At 73.6% G+C, this 15,659-nt stretch carries 14 protein-coding genes and 2 pseudogenes; 4 read left to right on the top strand and 12 right to left on the bottom strand.

The annotated features are described in order from the left end of the window. Positions 1–59: 59 nt before the first annotated feature. The 4 genes and pseudogenes from ACGFZ2_RS04080 to ACGFZ2_RS04065 form a co-directional block, all read right to left on the bottom strand. Positions 60–584, bottom strand: coding sequence for an FxsA family protein (locus tag ACGFZ2_RS04080; RefSeq protein ID WP_357698626.1), 525 nt, complete (start codon positions 582–584; stop codon positions 60–62). A gap of 70 nt (positions 585–654) precedes the next feature. After that, positions 655–1,464, bottom strand: coding sequence for a polyprenol monophosphomannose synthase (locus ACGFZ2_RS04075; protein WP_393261966.1), 810 nt, complete (start codon positions 1,462–1,464; stop codon positions 655–657). Positions 1,465–1,472: 8 nt separating this feature from the next. Then, positions 1,473–3,168, bottom strand: a pseudogene (lnt, locus tag ACGFZ2_RS04070) (apolipoprotein N-acyltransferase); the annotation flags it as partial. Between the two features lie 342 nt (positions 3,169–3,510). After that, positions 3,511–3,756 (bottom strand): annotated as a pseudogene (locus ACGFZ2_RS04065) (winged helix-turn-helix transcriptional regulator); the annotation flags it as partial. Positions 3,757–3,990: 234 nt separating this feature from the next. Here ACGFZ2_RS04065 and ACGFZ2_RS04060 point away from each other — a divergent pair. Beyond that, a complete protein-coding gene (locus tag ACGFZ2_RS04060; protein ID WP_393449942.1) occupies positions 3,991–4,692 on the top strand; it encodes an alpha/beta fold hydrolase in 702 nt (233 codons plus the stop codon). Between the two features lie 512 nt (positions 4,693–5,204). On the opposite strand, the gene ACGFZ2_RS04055 is transcribed toward ACGFZ2_RS04060, so the two are convergent. The 6 genes from ACGFZ2_RS04055 to ACGFZ2_RS04030 all read right to left on the bottom strand — a co-directional run bounded on the left by ACGFZ2_RS04055 (position 5,205) and on the right by ACGFZ2_RS04030 (position 11,972). Beyond that, positions 5,205–6,542 (bottom strand): glutamate mutase L, encoded by a 1,338-nt coding sequence (locus tag ACGFZ2_RS04055; RefSeq protein WP_393449939.1) that lies wholly within the window; start codon positions 6,540–6,542, stop codon positions 5,205–5,207. Next, positions 6,539–6,931 carry a hotdog domain-containing protein gene (locus tag ACGFZ2_RS04050; RefSeq protein ID WP_350705426.1) on the bottom strand — a complete coding sequence of 131 codons (393 nt, stop codon included), beginning with the start codon at positions 6,929–6,931 and terminating at the stop codon, positions 6,539–6,541. The genes ACGFZ2_RS04055 and ACGFZ2_RS04050 overlap by 4 nt, the downstream gene beginning before the upstream one ends. Beyond that, entirely contained in the window at positions 6,928–7,629 is a 702-nt protein-coding gene (locus ACGFZ2_RS04045) for an OAM dimerization domain-containing protein (protein ID WP_393262604.1), read from the bottom strand. The genes ACGFZ2_RS04050 and ACGFZ2_RS04045 overlap by 4 nt, the downstream gene beginning before the upstream one ends. Before the next feature lie 89 nt (positions 7,630–7,718). Further along, a complete protein-coding gene (locus ACGFZ2_RS04040) occupies positions 7,719–9,281 on the bottom strand; it encodes a lysine 5,6-aminomutase subunit alpha (RefSeq protein ID WP_393449936.1) in 1,563 nt (520 codons plus the stop codon). Between the two features lie 67 nt (positions 9,282–9,348). Further along, the gene (locus ACGFZ2_RS04035) at positions 9,349–10,917 is read right to left on the bottom strand and encodes an amidohydrolase (protein ID WP_393449933.1); all 1,569 of its coding nucleotides are present in this window, start codon (positions 10,915–10,917) and stop codon (positions 9,349–9,351) included. A 5-nt stretch (positions 10,918–10,922) separates the two neighbouring features. After that, positions 10,923–11,972: a zinc-binding alcohol dehydrogenase gene (locus ACGFZ2_RS04030; RefSeq protein WP_393450252.1), complete on the bottom strand. Its 1,050-nt coding sequence runs from the start codon at positions 11,970–11,972 to the stop codon at positions 10,923–10,925. A gap of 154 nt (positions 11,973–12,126) precedes the next feature. On the opposite strand from ACGFZ2_RS04030, the gene ACGFZ2_RS04025 reads away from it, so the two are divergent. Together ACGFZ2_RS04025 and ACGFZ2_RS04020 are read left to right on the top strand one after the other, a co-directional pair. Next, complete coding sequence (locus tag ACGFZ2_RS04025) at positions 12,127–13,536, top strand: KamA family radical SAM protein (protein WP_393449930.1); 1,410 nt, start codon at positions 12,127–12,129, stop codon at positions 13,534–13,536. A gap of 153 nt (positions 13,537–13,689) precedes the next feature. Beyond that, complete coding sequence (locus ACGFZ2_RS04020) at positions 13,690–14,019, top strand: ArsR/SmtB family transcription factor (RefSeq protein ID WP_393449927.1); 330 nt, start codon at positions 13,690–13,692, stop codon at positions 14,017–14,019. A gap of 185 nt (positions 14,020–14,204) precedes the next feature. Here ACGFZ2_RS04020 and ACGFZ2_RS04015 read toward each other — a convergent pair whose 3' ends face one another. Further along, a complete protein-coding gene (locus ACGFZ2_RS04015; RefSeq protein WP_393261983.1) occupies positions 14,205–14,399 on the bottom strand; it encodes a CsbD family protein in 195 nt (64 codons plus the stop codon). 172 nt (positions 14,400–14,571) lie between these two features. Here ACGFZ2_RS04015 and ACGFZ2_RS04010 point away from each other — a divergent pair, with 172 nt between their 5' ends. After that, positions 14,572–15,183, top strand: coding sequence for a histidine phosphatase family protein (locus tag ACGFZ2_RS04010; RefSeq protein ID WP_393449924.1), 612 nt, complete (start codon positions 14,572–14,574; stop codon positions 15,181–15,183). Here the strand turns inward: ACGFZ2_RS04010 and ACGFZ2_RS04005 are convergent. After that, entirely contained in the window at positions 15,113–15,619 is a 507-nt protein-coding gene (locus ACGFZ2_RS04005) for an Lrp/AsnC family transcriptional regulator (RefSeq protein ID WP_357461989.1), read from the bottom strand. The two genes, ACGFZ2_RS04010 and ACGFZ2_RS04005, sit on opposite strands and share 71 nt — an antisense overlap. Positions 15,620–15,659 lie beyond the last annotated feature (40 nt).

Genomic DNA, 15,659 nt, shown 5'->3' with positions numbered 1-15,659 from the left:
CGCCGGCCGTCCTCAGGCCCGTTCCGGCCGTCGTGTCCGGGACAAGTCCGCTGCCCGGATCAGTTCCGGCCGGGCTCGACGATCTCGCCCTCGATGGCCCGGCCCCCGTCGACCACGGTCGGCGGCTCGGCCGTCGGGCGCGGCGCGGGCTGCGGGGCACCCCGGCGCACCCGCACCCGGCGGGGCCCGAACAGGTCACCGGCGACCATCGACGACACCCGGCGTTCCGCGGCACGCTGCACCCCGCCGCGGGCCAGCCGACGCACCGGCGGCACCAGCAGCAACAGCCCCACCAGGCCACTGACCAGGCCGGGGGTCGCCAGCAGCAGCGCGCCGACCAGCCCGACGAGACCGTCGGTGACCTGCCGTCCCGGCGGCTGGCCGGCCTCCGCGGCGGCCCGGAAGCCACGCCAGGCGCGCATCCCCTCCCGGCGCAGCAGCACCAGCCCGAGCAGCGACACCGCGAACACCGCCAGCAGCGCCGAGCCGAACCCGATCGCCCGGCCCACCACGACGAACACCGCCAGCTCCAGCAGCACCGCCAGCAACAGGCCCAGCGGCACGTACCTCAGTCCTCGGCGCATCTCACCTCATCCGCCATCCGCGGCGCGGTCGGTCCGCGCAGGCACTGCGTCCAGCATGACACGCCGACGCTCAGGGCCACCGCACCTGACCGTCGGGGGTGCCGTGCAGGCCCCGCCGCACCGCCAGCCGCCGGTCCTGCAGACCCCACGCGGTGATCCGCCACAGCGCCTCCGCCACGATCAGCGGGCTCATCTTGCTGCTGCCGCGTTCCCGCTCGGCGAACGTGATCGGCACCTCGACGATGCGCGCCCCGGCCCGGTGCGCCAGCCGCGACAGCTCCACCTGGAACGAGTAGCCCTGCGAGCACACCGACCCCAGGTCGATCTCGTCCAGGGCGGACAGCCGGTACACCCGGTAGCCGCCGGTGGCGTCGGACACCGGCATACCCAGCGCCAGCCGCGCGTACAGGTTGCCGCAGCGCGACAGCAGCAGCCGCCGCAGCGGCCAGTTCACCACCCGCGCGCCGGTGGTCCACCGGGAGCCGATCACCACGTCGGCGTCGCGGGCGGCCGTCAGCAGCGTGGGCAGGTCCTCGGGGGCGTGCGAGCCGTCGGCGTCCATCTCCACCACGGCGTCGAAACCACGCTCGCGGGCCCACGCGAACCCCGCCAGGTACGCCGCGCCGAGGCCCTGCTTGCCCTCGCGGTGCAGCACGTGCACGTGCGGGTCGGCGGCGGCCAGGGCGTCGGCGACCGCCCCGGTGCCGTCGGGGCTGTTGTCGTCGGCGACGAGGATCTCCACGGCCGGGGCGGCGCGGCGCACACGCGCCACGATCGACGCCACGTTGTCGGCCTCGTCGTAGGTCGGGATCACCACGAGCACCCGACCCAGCCCGGGGTGGCCGGCGCGTGGCCCTCGGGTGTCGGTCGTCTCGCCCACCGTCGCTTCCCCTCCGCCGGATTGCCGGCTGGTGTCATCCGGCGCGGTGCCGGCGGCGCAGCACGGCCGCGCCGACCAGGGCCGCCACCGCCAGGGTGGCCAGCGCCGCCTCCGGCCACAGGCCGACCCGGGTGGCCAGGGTGCGCCCGTCGTCCAGGCGCAGCTGCCGCACCACGACCGCGCGGGTGTTGAACCCGGTGGCGTCGCTTACCCGCCCGTCGGGGGCAACGAACCCGGACACTCCGACCGTGGAGGCCATCAACGCCGGCCGGCCGTGCTCGATCGCCCGCAGCCGCACCATGGCCAGCTGCTGCCGCGCCTCCGCCACGTCGAAGGTGGCGTTGTTGGTCTGCACCACCAGCAACTGCGCCCCGCCGGTGACAGTGTCGCGGACCACCTCGTCGTAGGCGACCTCGAAGCAGATCACGTCGCCGAGCACGGCCGCGCCGGCACGCAGCACGCCCGGCTCGGTGCCGGGCACGAAGTCGGCCCGCACCCGGTCCACCTGCTTGCTGACCATCCGGGCGAGGTCGCGCATCGGCACGTACTCGGCGAACGGCACCGGGTGCCGCTTGACGTACACCTGCTCCAGGTCGGGGCCGGTGCCGGGCCGCCAGAGGATGCCGGCGTTGCGGACCTCGCCGTCGCCGGGGCCGCGCAGCACCGCGCCGACCAGGATCGGCGCGCCGATCGCGTCGGCGGCCCGGGAGATCAGGGCGCCGGCGTCGGCGTCGCGCAGCGGGTCGATGTCGCTGGCGTTCTCCGGCCACACCACCAGGTCGGGGCGGCGCTGGGCGCCGTCGGCGACCTGCTCGGCCAGCTCGACGGTGGCGTCGACGTGGTTGCCGAGCACCGCCTTGCGTTGGGCGTTGAAGTCCAGCCCCAGCCGGGGCACGTTGCCCTGCACGATCGCCACGGTGACGGTGTCGCCGCCCCCGGCGGCGGCCACCGGCACCAGCAGCCCGGCGACGGGCACCGCGACCGCGCCGGCGGTCAACCCGGCGATCGGCGCCCACCGCCGCCGCCCGTCCCACGGCCGCCACAGCGCCGCGACGAGCAGCCCCCCGGTCAGCGCCACCGCGAACGTCACCAGCGGCGCGCCGCCCAGCGCGGCCAGCCGCAGCAGCGGCGAGTCGTCCTGACTGAACGCCAGCCGCCCCCACGGGAACCCGCCGAACGGGGTACGGTCGCGCAGCGCCTCCTGCCCCACCCACAGCACGCCGGTCAGCGCCGGCCAGGCCCACCGGAGGCGGTCGGCCAGCGGGGAGGCGTACGCGCTCGCCGCGCCCAGCAGCGCCAGGTAGGCGGCCTGCAACAGCGACAGCAGCGTCCACGGCAGGTAACCGGTGTGCAGGTTCGTCCAGCTCAGCAGCGGCGCGAACAGCGCCACCCCGGTCAGGAAGCCCAGCCCGGCGCCGGCCCGGACGCGGCGGCGGTGCGTCGCCGCGGCCAGCAGCGCCACACCGACCGGCGCGAGCGGCCACACCCCGTACGGGGGGAACGCCGCCAGCAGCGCCAGCCCGGCGGCCACCGCCATCGGCGCGGCCACCCGCAGCGGCAGCGCCCGCGGCGCGACGTCGGGCACGCGCGGGGCGTCGGCGCGCGGCTGGCTGCTGTCCACGGTCGTCACGGGCATCTCCACCTCGATCACAGAGCGGAAGGCTACCCGGCGGCCGGCGCGGCACCGGCGTCGCCGGCGGTCACCGGGCGGGTGAAGCAGCCGAGGAATCGTTCGGCGACCCGCCGCTCGCCGGTGACGCGCAGCGCGCCGTGGTGTTCCGCCTCGTCGCGGGGGCGGTAGCCGAACACGACCTCCAGCAGGGTGCGCGGGTCGGTGTCGACGACGGCGGCGCAGCGCTCGCCGCCGCCCCGGCTGATCCGCAGCCCGGCCCGGTCGGCCTCGGCGACGAACCGGTCGGCGCCCAACCGCAGCGCCACCGGCGCCGCCGGCCCGCCGGCGGGGCCCGGGTCGTACGTGGTGCGCAGGGCGAGCATCAGGGCGTCGACGCTCAACCGACCGGTGGCGGGCAGCGGCTGCCGGCTGCCCCACCGGCCCAGCGCCAGCAGGCTCTCCTCCAACTCCCGGCCCCGCGGGGTGAGCTCGTACACGCGGGCGCTGGCCGGGGGGCCCAGGGTGCGGCGGGTCACCACGCCGGCCCGTTCCAGCTCGCGCAGCCGCGCGGACAGCACGTTCTGACTCATGGTGGGCAGGCCACGGCTGAGGTCGGAGAAGCGTTTCGGGCCGAGCAGCAGCTCCCGGACGACCAGCAGCGCCCAGCGTTCGCCGACCACGGCCAGCGCGCGGGCCAGCCCGCACAGATCGTCGTAGGAACGCACCCGCCCAGCGTAGCCGTGGCGCTTGCCCAAACGAAGCGAGCACTCCTAATGTAGGAGCAGTCGGTTCGAGGGAGGCCCCATGACCGCGACCACCGCCCTGCCGCAGGGCGACGTACGACTGCTCGACCATCCGGTGGCCCGGCGCCTGGGCGACGGCACCGCCGAGGACTTCGCCGCCCGGGGCCGGTCGTGACCTACGTGCTGATCCCCGGCGCGGGCGGCAGCGCCGACTACTGGCACCTGCTCGTCGACGAGCTGCGCCGCCGCGGCCGCGAGGCGATCGCCGTGGACCTGCCCGCCGCCGACGACACCGCCGCCCTGCCCGAGTACGCCGCCACCGTCCGCGCCGCGATCGGTGACCGGAACCGGGTGGTGCTGGTCGCACAGTCCCTCGGCGCGTTCACCGCCCCACTGGTCGCCGACGACCCGCGGGTGACGATGGTCGTCCTGGTCAACCCGATGATCCCCGCCCCCGGTGAGACGGCCGGGCAGTGGTGGGCGGCCACCGGCCACGCGCAGGCCCGCGCCGACCACGCCGTCGCGCAGGGCCGCACCCCCGACGACCACGTCGACCTGGCGGTGGACTTCTTCCACGACGTCCCCGAGCCGGTGGTGGCGCGCCTCACCGCCGCCGACGCGCCCGACGAGTCGCCGGCGGTGTTCACCCGCCCCAACCCGCTGCGCCGCTGGCCCGACGTGCCCACCCGCGTGGTCACCGGCCGCGACGACCGGTTCTTCCCCGCCGACTTCCAGCGCCGCCTGGCCCGCGAACGCCTCGGCGTCGACGTCGACGTGCTGCCCGGCGGGCACCTGATCGCGCTGAGCCAGCCGCGACGCCTCGCCGACCAACTCGACGCCTACCACACCCCGGCCCCACCCGCCGACCGCTGAGACGCGGCGGTCAGATCGAGCCGTTCGCCGTTTGTTCATCGCCCACGGGGAAGCCCGTCCCGGCCGGCAGGCGACACCGCGCCGGTGGAACACGCTCCGCCCGCTGAACGGAGCCTGGCCGCAGAGACGAAAATCGGGGCGCGGCTTGCGCCGCGCCCCGATGCTCCCAGGCCCTTCCCGGCCGGTGGGGCGAGAACGAGCTACGCCGACCTTCGGACCGACCCGACGCGGACTGGCTGCCCCCGCCTGGCCGTTGTCTACTGGCCGTGCACCTCACCCTGCCCGTACACCGGTAACCGCGGCCGGTTCGCGCCGCCCCGCCGACCCCCGCCCGCTGGACCTGGCCGCCGCGACGCACTGCACATGTCGCTCGGCCAGCGGACGAAGGGACGAAGCGAACAACAGCCGCTTCCCGTAGTAGGACTCAAAGACGGTACGGCGTGGACCCCCGCCGCTGTCAACCCACCCGGGCCTGTCGTGTGTTGCAACACGGCGTGTCGCGTCGGCGAGTCTCAATCCGTGGCCAGGTGGCGGCGCAGCAGCGCCCCCGCCGCCGCCGGATGCTCGGCGGCGAGCAACCCACCGGCGGCCAGCACGTAGTCCACGTCGACGACCGGCCGGGCGGCACGCGGCAGCGGCCACCCGCCCGCGTGGTCGGTCAACACCGCGGAGAGCACACCCGCCGCGTCGGCCGGCGCGGCGTGCCGCAGCACCCCACCGGAGCCGACGAGCAGCCGCACGTCCCGCAGGTCCCGGCCGGCCCGCTCACCCGTCGCCGCGCCCCGGGCGTGCCGCCGCAACGCCACCGTCGCCGCCAGGGCCGCGATCCGGGCGTCCACAGCCCGGTCGACGTCCCCCGCGGGCAGGAACCCCGGGTCGTCGGCACGCACCACCGCCGCGGCCGCCAGATCGTCGCCCTCGACGTCGCTCAGCAGCCGCTCCTCGACGGCGGCCCGCACCACCCCCGGCGCGCTCCACCGCATGCCCAGGTCCCCCTCCACGGTCCGGGCCCGCCACAGCGAACCCGCCACCTCCCGGCCCGGCCCCGTGGCCCGCTCGTCGGGCGTCAGCACCGAGTACACGTCGGTGGTGGCGCCACCGACATCCACCACCACCAGGTCACCGCCGAGGGCGTCGGCGAGCACCTCCACGCCGGTCAGCACCGCGTCGGGCGTGGCAGCCCGCACCAGCCGCGCGAACCGGGGCCCCCGCGACAGCCGCTTCCCGCCGATGACGTGCCGCAGGAACACCTCCCGGATCGCCGCCCGCGCCGACGCCGGCGCGAGGACCCCGATGCGGGGCAGCACGTTGTCGGCCACCGTCACCGGCACTCCCGCGCCGGCCAGCAGGGCGTACAGGTCGTCGCGGACGTCGACGTTGCCCGCGAGGACCACCGGCACCCGCCAGCGGGCCTTAGCCAGCCGGGTCGCGTTGTGCGTCAACGTCTCGGCGTCACCGCCGTCGGTGCCGCCCACCAGCAGCACCACGTCCGGGCGGGCCGCCCGCAGCCCCGCCAGCTCCGCCGCGCCGAGCCGCCCCGCCGCCACGTGCACCACGTTCGCGCCCGCCGACAGACCCACCCGCCGGCCCGCCTGCGCGGTCACCAGGTGCTCGTAGCCCACCACGGCCAGCCGCAACCCACCACCGGCCGACGAGCACACGTACCACGGCACGTCACCCACCGGCAGGCCCGCCGTGGCCGCCCCGACCGCGGCGTCCAGGCCGTGCAGCACGTCCGTGCCCACCGTCGTGGGCGCCGCCGCCGCCGCGACCAGCGCGCCGCCGTCGAGGTCCACCACCGCCACCTTCGTGTACGTGGACCCGACGTCGGCGCAGACCGCGTGCCTCACGCCGCCGGCGGGACGACCACCGTGCCGGTCGCGGTGACCGCCACGATCGGTTCGTCGAGGACCTCCGCCGCCGACTCGCCCCGGTCCGGGCGGCCCCGGCACACCACCCGCGCCTCGAAGTCGATGGTGCGGCTGCGGGTGCCCACCCGGGTCACCGTCGCCGTCACCTCCAACACGTCCCCGGCCCGCATGGCACCGCGGAACTGCACGTCCGAGTACGACGCGAACAACCCCTCGTCGCCGTCGGTGCGGATGCACACCTCCGTCGCCACATCCCCGAACAACCCCAACGCGTACGCCCCGTCGACCAGGTTGCCCGCGTAGTGCGCGTGCGAGTAGGGCACGTACCGCCGGTGGGTGACGGTCAGACCGACCCGGGAATCACTCATGCCTTCGCCTTCTTCTCCGTGATCAACGCGTGCACCAGATAGCTCGCCACCTCGCCCGGCGTGGTGCCCCGGCCGAAGATCCGGTCCACGCCCAACTCGCCGGCCATCGTCTCGTCGAACCGCGGCCCACCCACGATCAGCAGCGGCCGGCGTCCCGCCGGCATCGCCTCCCGGAACGCCGCCGACATCTCCCGCGTGTTGTGCAGGTGCGCGTCGCGCTGCGTCACCACCTGCGACACCAGCACCGCGTCGGCCTTCTCCACCCGGGCCGCCTCCACCAACTCCGGCACGCTCACCTGCGCACCCAGGTTCGTGACCTTCAACTCCCGGTAGTACTCCAGGCCCTTCTCCCCCGCGATGCCCTTGACGTTGAGGATCGCGTCGATGCCCACGGTGTGCGCGTCCGTGCCGATACACGCCCCCACCACCGACAACTTGCGCCGCAACCGCTGCTTCACCACCGCGTTGACCTCCTTGGCCGACAGCAGCGGGAAGTCACGCTCCACCACCTGCACCGCCGACAGGTCCACCAGGTGGTTCACCCGCCCGTACACCACGAAGAAGGTGAAACCGTCACTCATCGGCTTGGCGTGCACCAGCATCGCCGGGTCGATGCCCATCTTGTTCGCCAACTGCACCGCCGCGCCCTCGGCCCGCTTGTCGTGCGGCACCGGCAACGTGAACGACACCTGCACCATGCCGTCGCCCGTGGTGTCCCCGTACGGCCGCACGATCTTCTTCTCGGCGGCCCCGCCGCCCGGCGCCACCGCGCCGACCTCGACGGCGCTCACGCCGCATCCCCTTCCAGGATCTCCGTGGCCGGGTTGAAGTAGTCGGCCTCGTGCGCGGCCACCCCCGCCAGACCCTTGCCCCGGTCCGCCGGCCGCTTCATGATCCCGAACGTGCCCTCGGCGATCGCCGTCAACAGCGACTGCTCCCCGATGCGCTCCAGCAGATCCACCGCCTCACCGAGCACCCGGTTGGCCCGCTGCTGGATGAACCCGCCCGGCGCCGGCACGAAATCCTCGTGCAACCCACCGGCCGCACCCAGCACGTACCGCACGTTCTGCAGCGCGATGTCCCGGTCCGACAACCACGGCGTCACCACCGCCTCGGTCATCATCCCCACCAGCAGGATCCCCTGACCCGTCATCGTGCCCACCAGGTTGAAGAACCCGTCCAGCAGGTTCCCCCGGAACACGTCCCCCGTCATGTGCTTCGTCGGCGGCATCCACTTCAGTGGCGCGTCCGGGAACAACTCCCGCGCCAGCAGCGCGTGCGCCAACTCCAACCGGAACGACCCCGGCACATCCGGGTTGATCTCGAACGCGTGCCCCAGGCCCAACTGCCAGTCCTGCAGCCCCGCCTCGTGCGCGAAGAACTCGTTCAGCAACTGCGACACCGTCACCGTGTGCGCCTCGTCCACCGCGTCCGCGGTGGTCAGGTAGTTGTCCTCACCGGTGTTGATGATGATCCCCGCCCGCGCGTGCACCTGCCGCGAGAACCGCTGGTCCACGAACGTACGGATCGGGTTGATGTCGCGGAACAGGATCCCGTACATCGAGTCGTTCAACATCATGTCGAGCCGTTCCAGGCCGGCGAGGGTCGCCATCTCCGGCATGCACAGCCCCGACGCGTAGTTCGTCAGCCGCACGTACCGGCCCAACTCCTTCGACGACTCGTCCAACGCCGCCCGCATCAGCCGGAAGTTCTCCTGCGTCGCGTACGTGCCGGCGAACCCCTCCCGGGTCGCGCCCTCCGGCACATAGTCCAGCAGCGACTGCCCCGTCGACCGGATCACCGCGATGATGTCCGCACCCGCCCGCGCCGCCGCCTGCGCCTGCGGAATGTCCTCGTAGATGTCCCCCGTCGCCACGATCAGGTAGATCCACGGCCGCTGCTTCGGATCCCCGTACCGCTTGACCAGACGCTCCCGCTCGACACGGCGCCGGTCGACCAGCCGGATACCGGCCGCCACGGCCTTCCGCGCCGCCTTCCGCGCCACCGTGGCCGCCTTCCCCGACGGCACCTCGAACCGCACCGACCCCGCCGCCGCCTTCTGCGCCAGCAACGTCACATCGGCGATCTGCTCCCGCGCCATGGCGTCGAACACCGGCACCGCCACCCCGTGCCCCAACCCCACGTCCGCGACCACCGCGTCGACGAGCCGGTTCACCCACGGAATGCCATCCGGGTCGGCGCCGGTCACCCCCGCCAACCGCAGCACCGCCCGCTCCACCGACACCGTCGTGTGGCTGCGCGCCAGATCCACCACCGGCTGCCCGGCACGGCGCGCCAACTCCCGCGCCCGCGCCACCAACCGCGGATCCAGGTCAAGCTTGCCCGTCACACCGTCACCTCACTCCGGCCCGCGACGACGCGACCCGCGCCCCCACCGAACCACCCGCCACGCTCGCTCACGCCGACCCTTCCTCGTAGATCACGTCACCACGCAGCACCGTGCGCCGACACACCGGCAACGGCGTCGGATCCTCCGGACCCCGCGCCTCCAGGTCCTCGGCCAACAACACCGGCAGACCCCGCTCCACCCCCGCCGGCGTCGACCACACCGCGAACGTCGCCGGCGCCCCCAACGCCAGCACACCCTCGTTGTCCAGGTGCACCGCCCGCCACCCGCCACGCGTGTGCGCCGCGAACGCCGCCCGCACACTCATCCGCTGCGTCGGATTGTGGTGCCACACCGCCGCCCGCACCGAACCCCACGGATCCAACGGCGTCACCGGCGAATCCGACCCGAACGCCAACGCCACCCCGACCCCGTGCATCGCCCCCATCGGGTTCGACTCCAACGACCGGTCCAGACCCAACCGCGACTCGTACATCCGGCCCGCACCGCCCCACAACCGGTCGAACGCCGGCTGCATGCTCGCCACGATCCCGTACTCCACGAACCCGGCGATCAGCCGCTTGTTCATGATCTCCGCGTGCTCCACCCGGTGCCGCGCCGCCCGCACCCGATCCGTGCCCAGCTTCTCCGCCGCGCCCGCGAAACCCTCCAGCACCGTCGAGATCGCCGCATCACCGATCGCGTGGAACCCGCCCTGCATGCCGTGCGCCGCGCAGTCCAACAGATGGTCCCGCACCTGCTCCGCCGAGACGTACCCGTGCCCGCAGCCCCCGTCGCCGTCCAGGTAGTCCCGCGACACATGCGCCGTACGCGACCCCAACGCCCCGTCGGCGAACAGGTCACCCCCCGCCCCGACCGCGCCCAACTCCCGGGCCCGCGCCGCACCCAGCAGCTCACCCCAGTACCCGTACACCTCCGCCACGCCGTCGCCCGACAACGCCAGCAGGCCCGTGAAGTCCTCCTCGTCGGAGATCTCCGGACCACCGCACTCGTGCACCGCCGCGATGCCCAACGACGCCGCGTGCGCCAACGCCGCCCGCTGCGCCGCCACCCGCTGCGCCCGCGTCACCGACCCGAACGCCGCCGCCCGCACCACGTGGTGCGCGTCACGCCGCAACCAACCCGACGGGTCGAACCCCACCGCCGACGCCGCCTCCGGACACGCCGCCAGCAGCGCCGCCGACACCAACGCCGAATGGATCGACGCCTGCGACAGATAAACCCGCCGCCCCCCGGCCGCACGATCCAGCGTCGCCGCATCCGGCAGATCCGGCACCGGCCAACTCGACTCGTCCCACCCGTGCCCCAGCACCACCGCGTCCGACGGCAATCCCGCCACGAACGCCGCCACCGCGTCCAGCAACTCCCCCGCCGACCGCACCGCCGACAGGTCCAGCCCCGACAACGCCAACCCCGTGTCGGTCGCGTGCACGTGCGAATCCACGAACGCCGGCGTCACCAACGCCCCGTCCAGGTCCACCACCCGGTCGGCCGCCGGCGCGTCCGCGTCCGCCCCCAACCACGAGATCCTGCCGTCGGTCACCAACAGGGCCGTCGCGCTCGGATCGGCCGGACAGTGCAGCACGCCGCCGCGGTACAGAGTCGAGGGGTTCGTCATGACAATCAGTCTGCCGCCAGCCGCGACTCGAACAGCGCCCGGACCCCCGGCTCCGACCGCAACAACCCCAACGCCAACTCCGCGTGCCCCGGCACGTAGCCGTTGCCCACCAGCATCGTCACGTCCGCCGCCAGACCCTCCGCGCCCAACGCCGCCGCCGCGAAACTCGTCGCCATCGAGAAGAAGACCACCGTGCCGCCGTCCGCGGTCGCCAGCACCGCCCCGTGCTCACAACCCGGCACGTCCACGCAGACCACCGTCACGTCGGCCGGCGCACCCAGCGCCGTGGTCACCGCCGACGACAACGCCACCGGATCCCGCGCGTCCGCCAACGCCACCGCGTCCGCCAGACCCGCCGCCGTCAGCGCGTCCCGCTCCGCCGCCACCGGCACCACCCCGACCGTACGGCCGGCGCCCGCCCGCCGCGCCGCCGCGAGGGACAACGACCCGCTCTTGCCCGCGCCACCGATCACCGCCACCCGCACCGGCGACGCGTCCCCCGCCCGCTCCCGGTCCGCCACGTGCCGCGCCACCACCCGCGAGGTCAACGCCGGCGCCCCGCACACGTCCAGCACCGCCAGGGACAACTGCGGATCCAGGTCCGCCGGCAGCACCGCCGCGATCGACCGGGCGAACAGGATCGCGTACCCGTCGCACGGCACCTGCTCGCTGCGCCCGTCCCACCGCGCCAGCCCGTCGAGGATCGTCAGCGGCGTCAGCGTCAGCGACACCAGCGTCGCCACCCGCTCCCCCGCCTTCAACCCCAGCGGGGAACGCCGCCCCGCCTCCTCCACCGTGCCGATCAGCATCCCGCCGGAACCGGTCACCGGGTTCTGCATCTTCCCCCGGGTCGACACGATCTCCAGCACCTCGGCGCGGACCGCGTCGCCGTCACCGCCGTGCTTCTCCCACAGTTGCCGGAAGCTCGCCGCGTCCAGGTTCAACCGCTCCACCCGGATGCGGACCTCGTTCGCCGCGATCTCCGGGCTCGCGTCGAGCCGCCACGCCGCCTGCGGCAGCACCCCCGCCGGTTCGACAACGCGGTGCAGACCCACCGGTGACGTCACGCCGACCACCCCCTGTCAAGCCGCCCGAAGCCCCGGCCAGGGCTCGCGTAGCGGGAAAACTTCCGGCAGACTAATTTCTTCACCGGATATTTTCCAGTAGCCTTCGGAATCGCTGATCAACCGCACCACCCGAGGAGGGGCCGTGACCCAGACACAACCGGTGGAGACCATCCCAGCGTCCCGCCCCGCGCCGGTCGCGGTCCCCACCGCCGGACAGCCCTACGAATACCGCCGCGCACCCCTCGTCGAACCCGACTGGACCCGCTTCCCCGGCTGGCGCCACGTCACCCGCGACCAGTGGGAGAACGCGCAGTGGCAGCGCGTCAACTGCGTCAAGAACATCAAGCAGCTACGCACCCTGCTCGGTGACCTCGTCGACGAGACCTTCTACGCCGACCTCGAGGCCGACCAGAAGGCCCTGGCCACCATGTCCATGCTGGTGCCGCCGCAGATGCTCAACACCATGGTCCCGTTCGCCCCGATGACCACCGAGGCGCTCCTCGCCGACCCCATCCGGCGCTACATGATCCCCGTCGCCTCCGACCGGCGCACCGACTGGCCCTCCCACCCGTACGCCAGCCGCGACTCCCTGCACGAACACGACATGTGGGTCGCCGAAGGCCTCACCCACCGCTACCCCACCAAGGTCCTCGCCGAACTGCTCTCCACCTGCCCGCAGTACTGCGGCCACTGCACCCGCATGGACCTCGTCGGCAACTCCACCCCCACCGTCGACAAGCTCAAGCTCACCCTCAAGCCCGTCGACCGCTACGACGCCCACATCAGCTACCTCAAGGCCCACCCCGGCGTCCGCGACGTCGTCGTCTCCGGCGGCGACGTGGCCAACGTCCCCTGGAAGAACCTCGAGTCCTACCTGATGCGGCTGCTCGAGATCGAGACCATCCGCGACATCCGGCTCGCCACCAAGGCGCTCATGGGCCTGCCCCAGCACTGGCTCCAGCCCGACGTCGTCGAGGGCCTCGAACGCGTCGCCCGCACCGCCGCCCGCCGCGGCGTCAACCTGGCCATCCACACCCACGTCAACCACGCCCAGTCGCTCACCCCGCTGGTCGCCAGGGCCGCCCAGACCGCCCTCGACGTCGGCGTCCGCGACGTCCGCAACCAGGGCGTGCTCATGCGCGGCGTCAACGCCACCGCCCCCGACCTGCTCGACCTCTGCTTCGCCCTCCAGGGCGAGGCGGGCATCCTGCCGTACTACTTCTACATGTGCGACATGATCCCCAACGCCGAACACTGGCGCGTCCCGGTCTGGCACGCCCAGCAGCTCCAGCACGACATCATGGGCTACCTGCCCGGCTACGCCACGCCGCGCATCGTCTGCGACGTCCCCTTCGTCGGCAAGCGCTGGGTGCACATGCTCACCGAGTACGACCGCGAGCGCGGCATCTCCTACTGGACCAAGAACTACCGCACCTCGATCGAGTCCGCCGACACCGAGGCGCTCAACAAGCGCTACGCCTACTACGACCCGATCGACACCCTGCCCGAGACCGGGCAGAAGTGGTGGGCCGACCACCGCGTCGACGACTGACCCACCCGCACCCCACCACCCCCGGCGCCGACCACCGGCTCCGGGGGTGGCACGTCTCCGGCCCACGGCGACACGTCCGCACGACGGTTCACCCGGTTTGCCGTAGGCGGCGGCCACCTCGATCAGTACATCACTGGGTGTACTATCCGCAGCGTGGAGACGTTGACGCACGGGCAGGTGTTGGCCCGCTTCGGTCATGCCCTGTCGGACCCGACCCGGGCGCGGCTGCTGCTGGCGCTGCGCGACGGGCCGGGATACCCAGCGGAACTGGCCGAACTGCTGGGCACGACCCGGCAGAACCTGTCGAACCACCTGTCGTGTCTGCGCGGCTGCGGCCTGGTCGTCGCGGCGCCGCAGGGCCGCCGCACCCGGTACGAGCTGGCCGACGCCCGGCTGGCGCACGCCCTCGCGGACCTGCTCGGTCTCGTGCTGACCGTAGACCCGGCCGCCTGCCCGGATTCCGACGAGCAGGGCTGCTGCTGATCAACCTGACGCCGGTGGCGCCATCGACCGTCAGCAAACGGATGGCACGCTACGGGCCGGACACCACCCAGATCCAGGCCGCAGTCCTCAGGCCGCGTTCTGGGCTGGAAGCTGCGACCGGGCCCGTTCCCCGTGCGCGATGACGGACCCCGGCATGCGCGCCAGGGTCCGTCATCGCGCACGGGTCACCGGGTGAAGGCGTCCTTCGCGTCGCGGCCGGCTTCCTTCATGCGCTCGCCGGCCTGCCGGGCACGCGCGTCGCTCTGCTGCGTGGCGCCCTCGCCCCGCATCCGCTCGTTGTCGGTGACGTCGCCGATCCGCTCCTTGGCCGCGCCGGTCAACTGCTCGACCTTGTTCTTCGCCTTGTCGGTGAAGCTCATGTCGCCTCCCCTGCCTCTGCGCCGGGCCGGCCCCTCCGTGCCCTCGTCCGACTGCGTGCCCGCACCCGGCAGCCGGAAACCTCGGCTGTGTCGGGTGGTGGGGCGCACACCCTCCATGGCGTCCTAGGAAGCTAGGTGAACGGGAGTGACGGGCTTCTGGTTGACTGGACGAATGGGAGAGATCCTGCTGATCCGGCATGGCGAGACCACCTGGAGCGCCAGCCGCCGGCACACCTCGTACACCGACCTGCCGCTCACCCCCGACGGCGAGCGGCAGGCCCGCGCCCTCGGCGGGTTCCTCGCCGGCCGGCACGTCGCCGCCGTCCTCACCAGCCCCCGGGCCCGGGCGCTGCGCACCGCCCAGCTCGCCGGCCTCCCCGTCACCGGCACCGACGACGACCTCGCCGAGTGGCACTACGGCGACTACGAGGGCCGCACCACCGCCGACATCCACGACGACCACCCGAGCTGGAACCTCTGGGCGGACGGCTGCCCCGGCGGGGAGTCCCCCAGCGAGGTCGGCGAGCGCGTCGACCGGGTGCTCGCCCGGGTCCACCCGCTGCTCGACCGGGGCACCGTGGCCCTCGTCGGGCACGGCCACAGCCTGCGGGTGCTCGGCGCCCGCTGGGTCGGCCTGCCGCCGTCGGCCGGCGGGCTGCTGCGGCTGGACACCGCCACCGTCAGCGTGCTCGGTCATGAGCACGGCCGGCGGGTCATCCAGCGGTGGAACCAGCCGGTTCCCCCGCCGAGCGGGAACGCGCCCGAGCCTGGAGCTCGGCACTGATCTTCGGCGGCCGGTTCTCGTACGGGGTCGACAGCACCACCGTCGTGCGGGTGGTCACGTTCGCCGCCGTCCGGATCTCCTGGAGCACCCGCTCCAGGTCGGTCGGGCTGGCCACCCGCACCAGCAGCAGGTAGAAGTCCTCCCCCGCCACGGAGTAGCACGAGTCGATCTCCGGCAGGTGGGCCAGCCGCTCCGGGGCGTCGTCCGGCTGGGACGGGTCGAACGGCCGGATCGCCACGAACGCGGTCAGCGGCAGGTCCAGAGCCTCGAAGGAGACCCGGGCGGCATACCCCTTGATCACGCCGCGCTGCTCCAGCCGGCGCACCCGCTGGTGCACCGCGGACACCGACAGGCCCACCTTCTCCGCCAGATCCGTGTACGACAGCCGACCGTCAGCGGTCAGTGCGGCGACGATGGCGCGGTCGATCTCCTCCACGGCGTGCAACCTACCGGGAAAACCGCCCGGCTGCGACGAC

It is taken from the genome of Micromonospora sp. NPDC048063 (assembly GCF_043202855.1).
Taxonomy (GTDB): Bacteria; Actinomycetota; Actinomycetes; order Mycobacteriales; family Micromonosporaceae; genus Micromonospora.
This window is presented reverse-complemented; position numbering and strand designations above follow the sequence as displayed.

Excerpts from the sequence above, each read along its gene's own strand:
- ACGFZ2_RS04015 (WP_393261983.1), bottom strand. The coding sequence starts at position 14,399 with ATGAGCTTCACCGACAAGGCGAAGAACAAGGTCGAGCAGTTGACCGGC.
- ACGFZ2_RS04050 (WP_350705426.1), bottom strand. The coding sequence starts at position 6,931 with ATGAGTGATTCCCGGGTCGGTCTGACCGTCACCCACCGGCGGTACGTG.
- ACGFZ2_RS04035 (WP_393449933.1), bottom strand. The coding sequence starts at position 10,917 with ATGACGAACCCCTCGACTCTGTACCGCGGCGGCGTGCTGCACTGTCCG.
- ACGFZ2_RS04080 (WP_357698626.1), bottom strand. The coding sequence starts at position 584 with ATGCGCCGAGGACTGAGGTACGTGCCGCTGGGCCTGTTGCTGGCGGTG.
- ACGFZ2_RS04010 (WP_393449924.1), top strand. The coding sequence starts at position 14,572 with ATGGGAGAGATCCTGCTGATCCGGCATGGCGAGACCACCTGGAGCGCC.
- ACGFZ2_RS04045 (WP_393262604.1), bottom strand. The coding sequence starts at position 7,629 with ATGGTGCAGGTGTCGTTCACGTTGCCGGTGCCGCACGACAAGCGGGCC.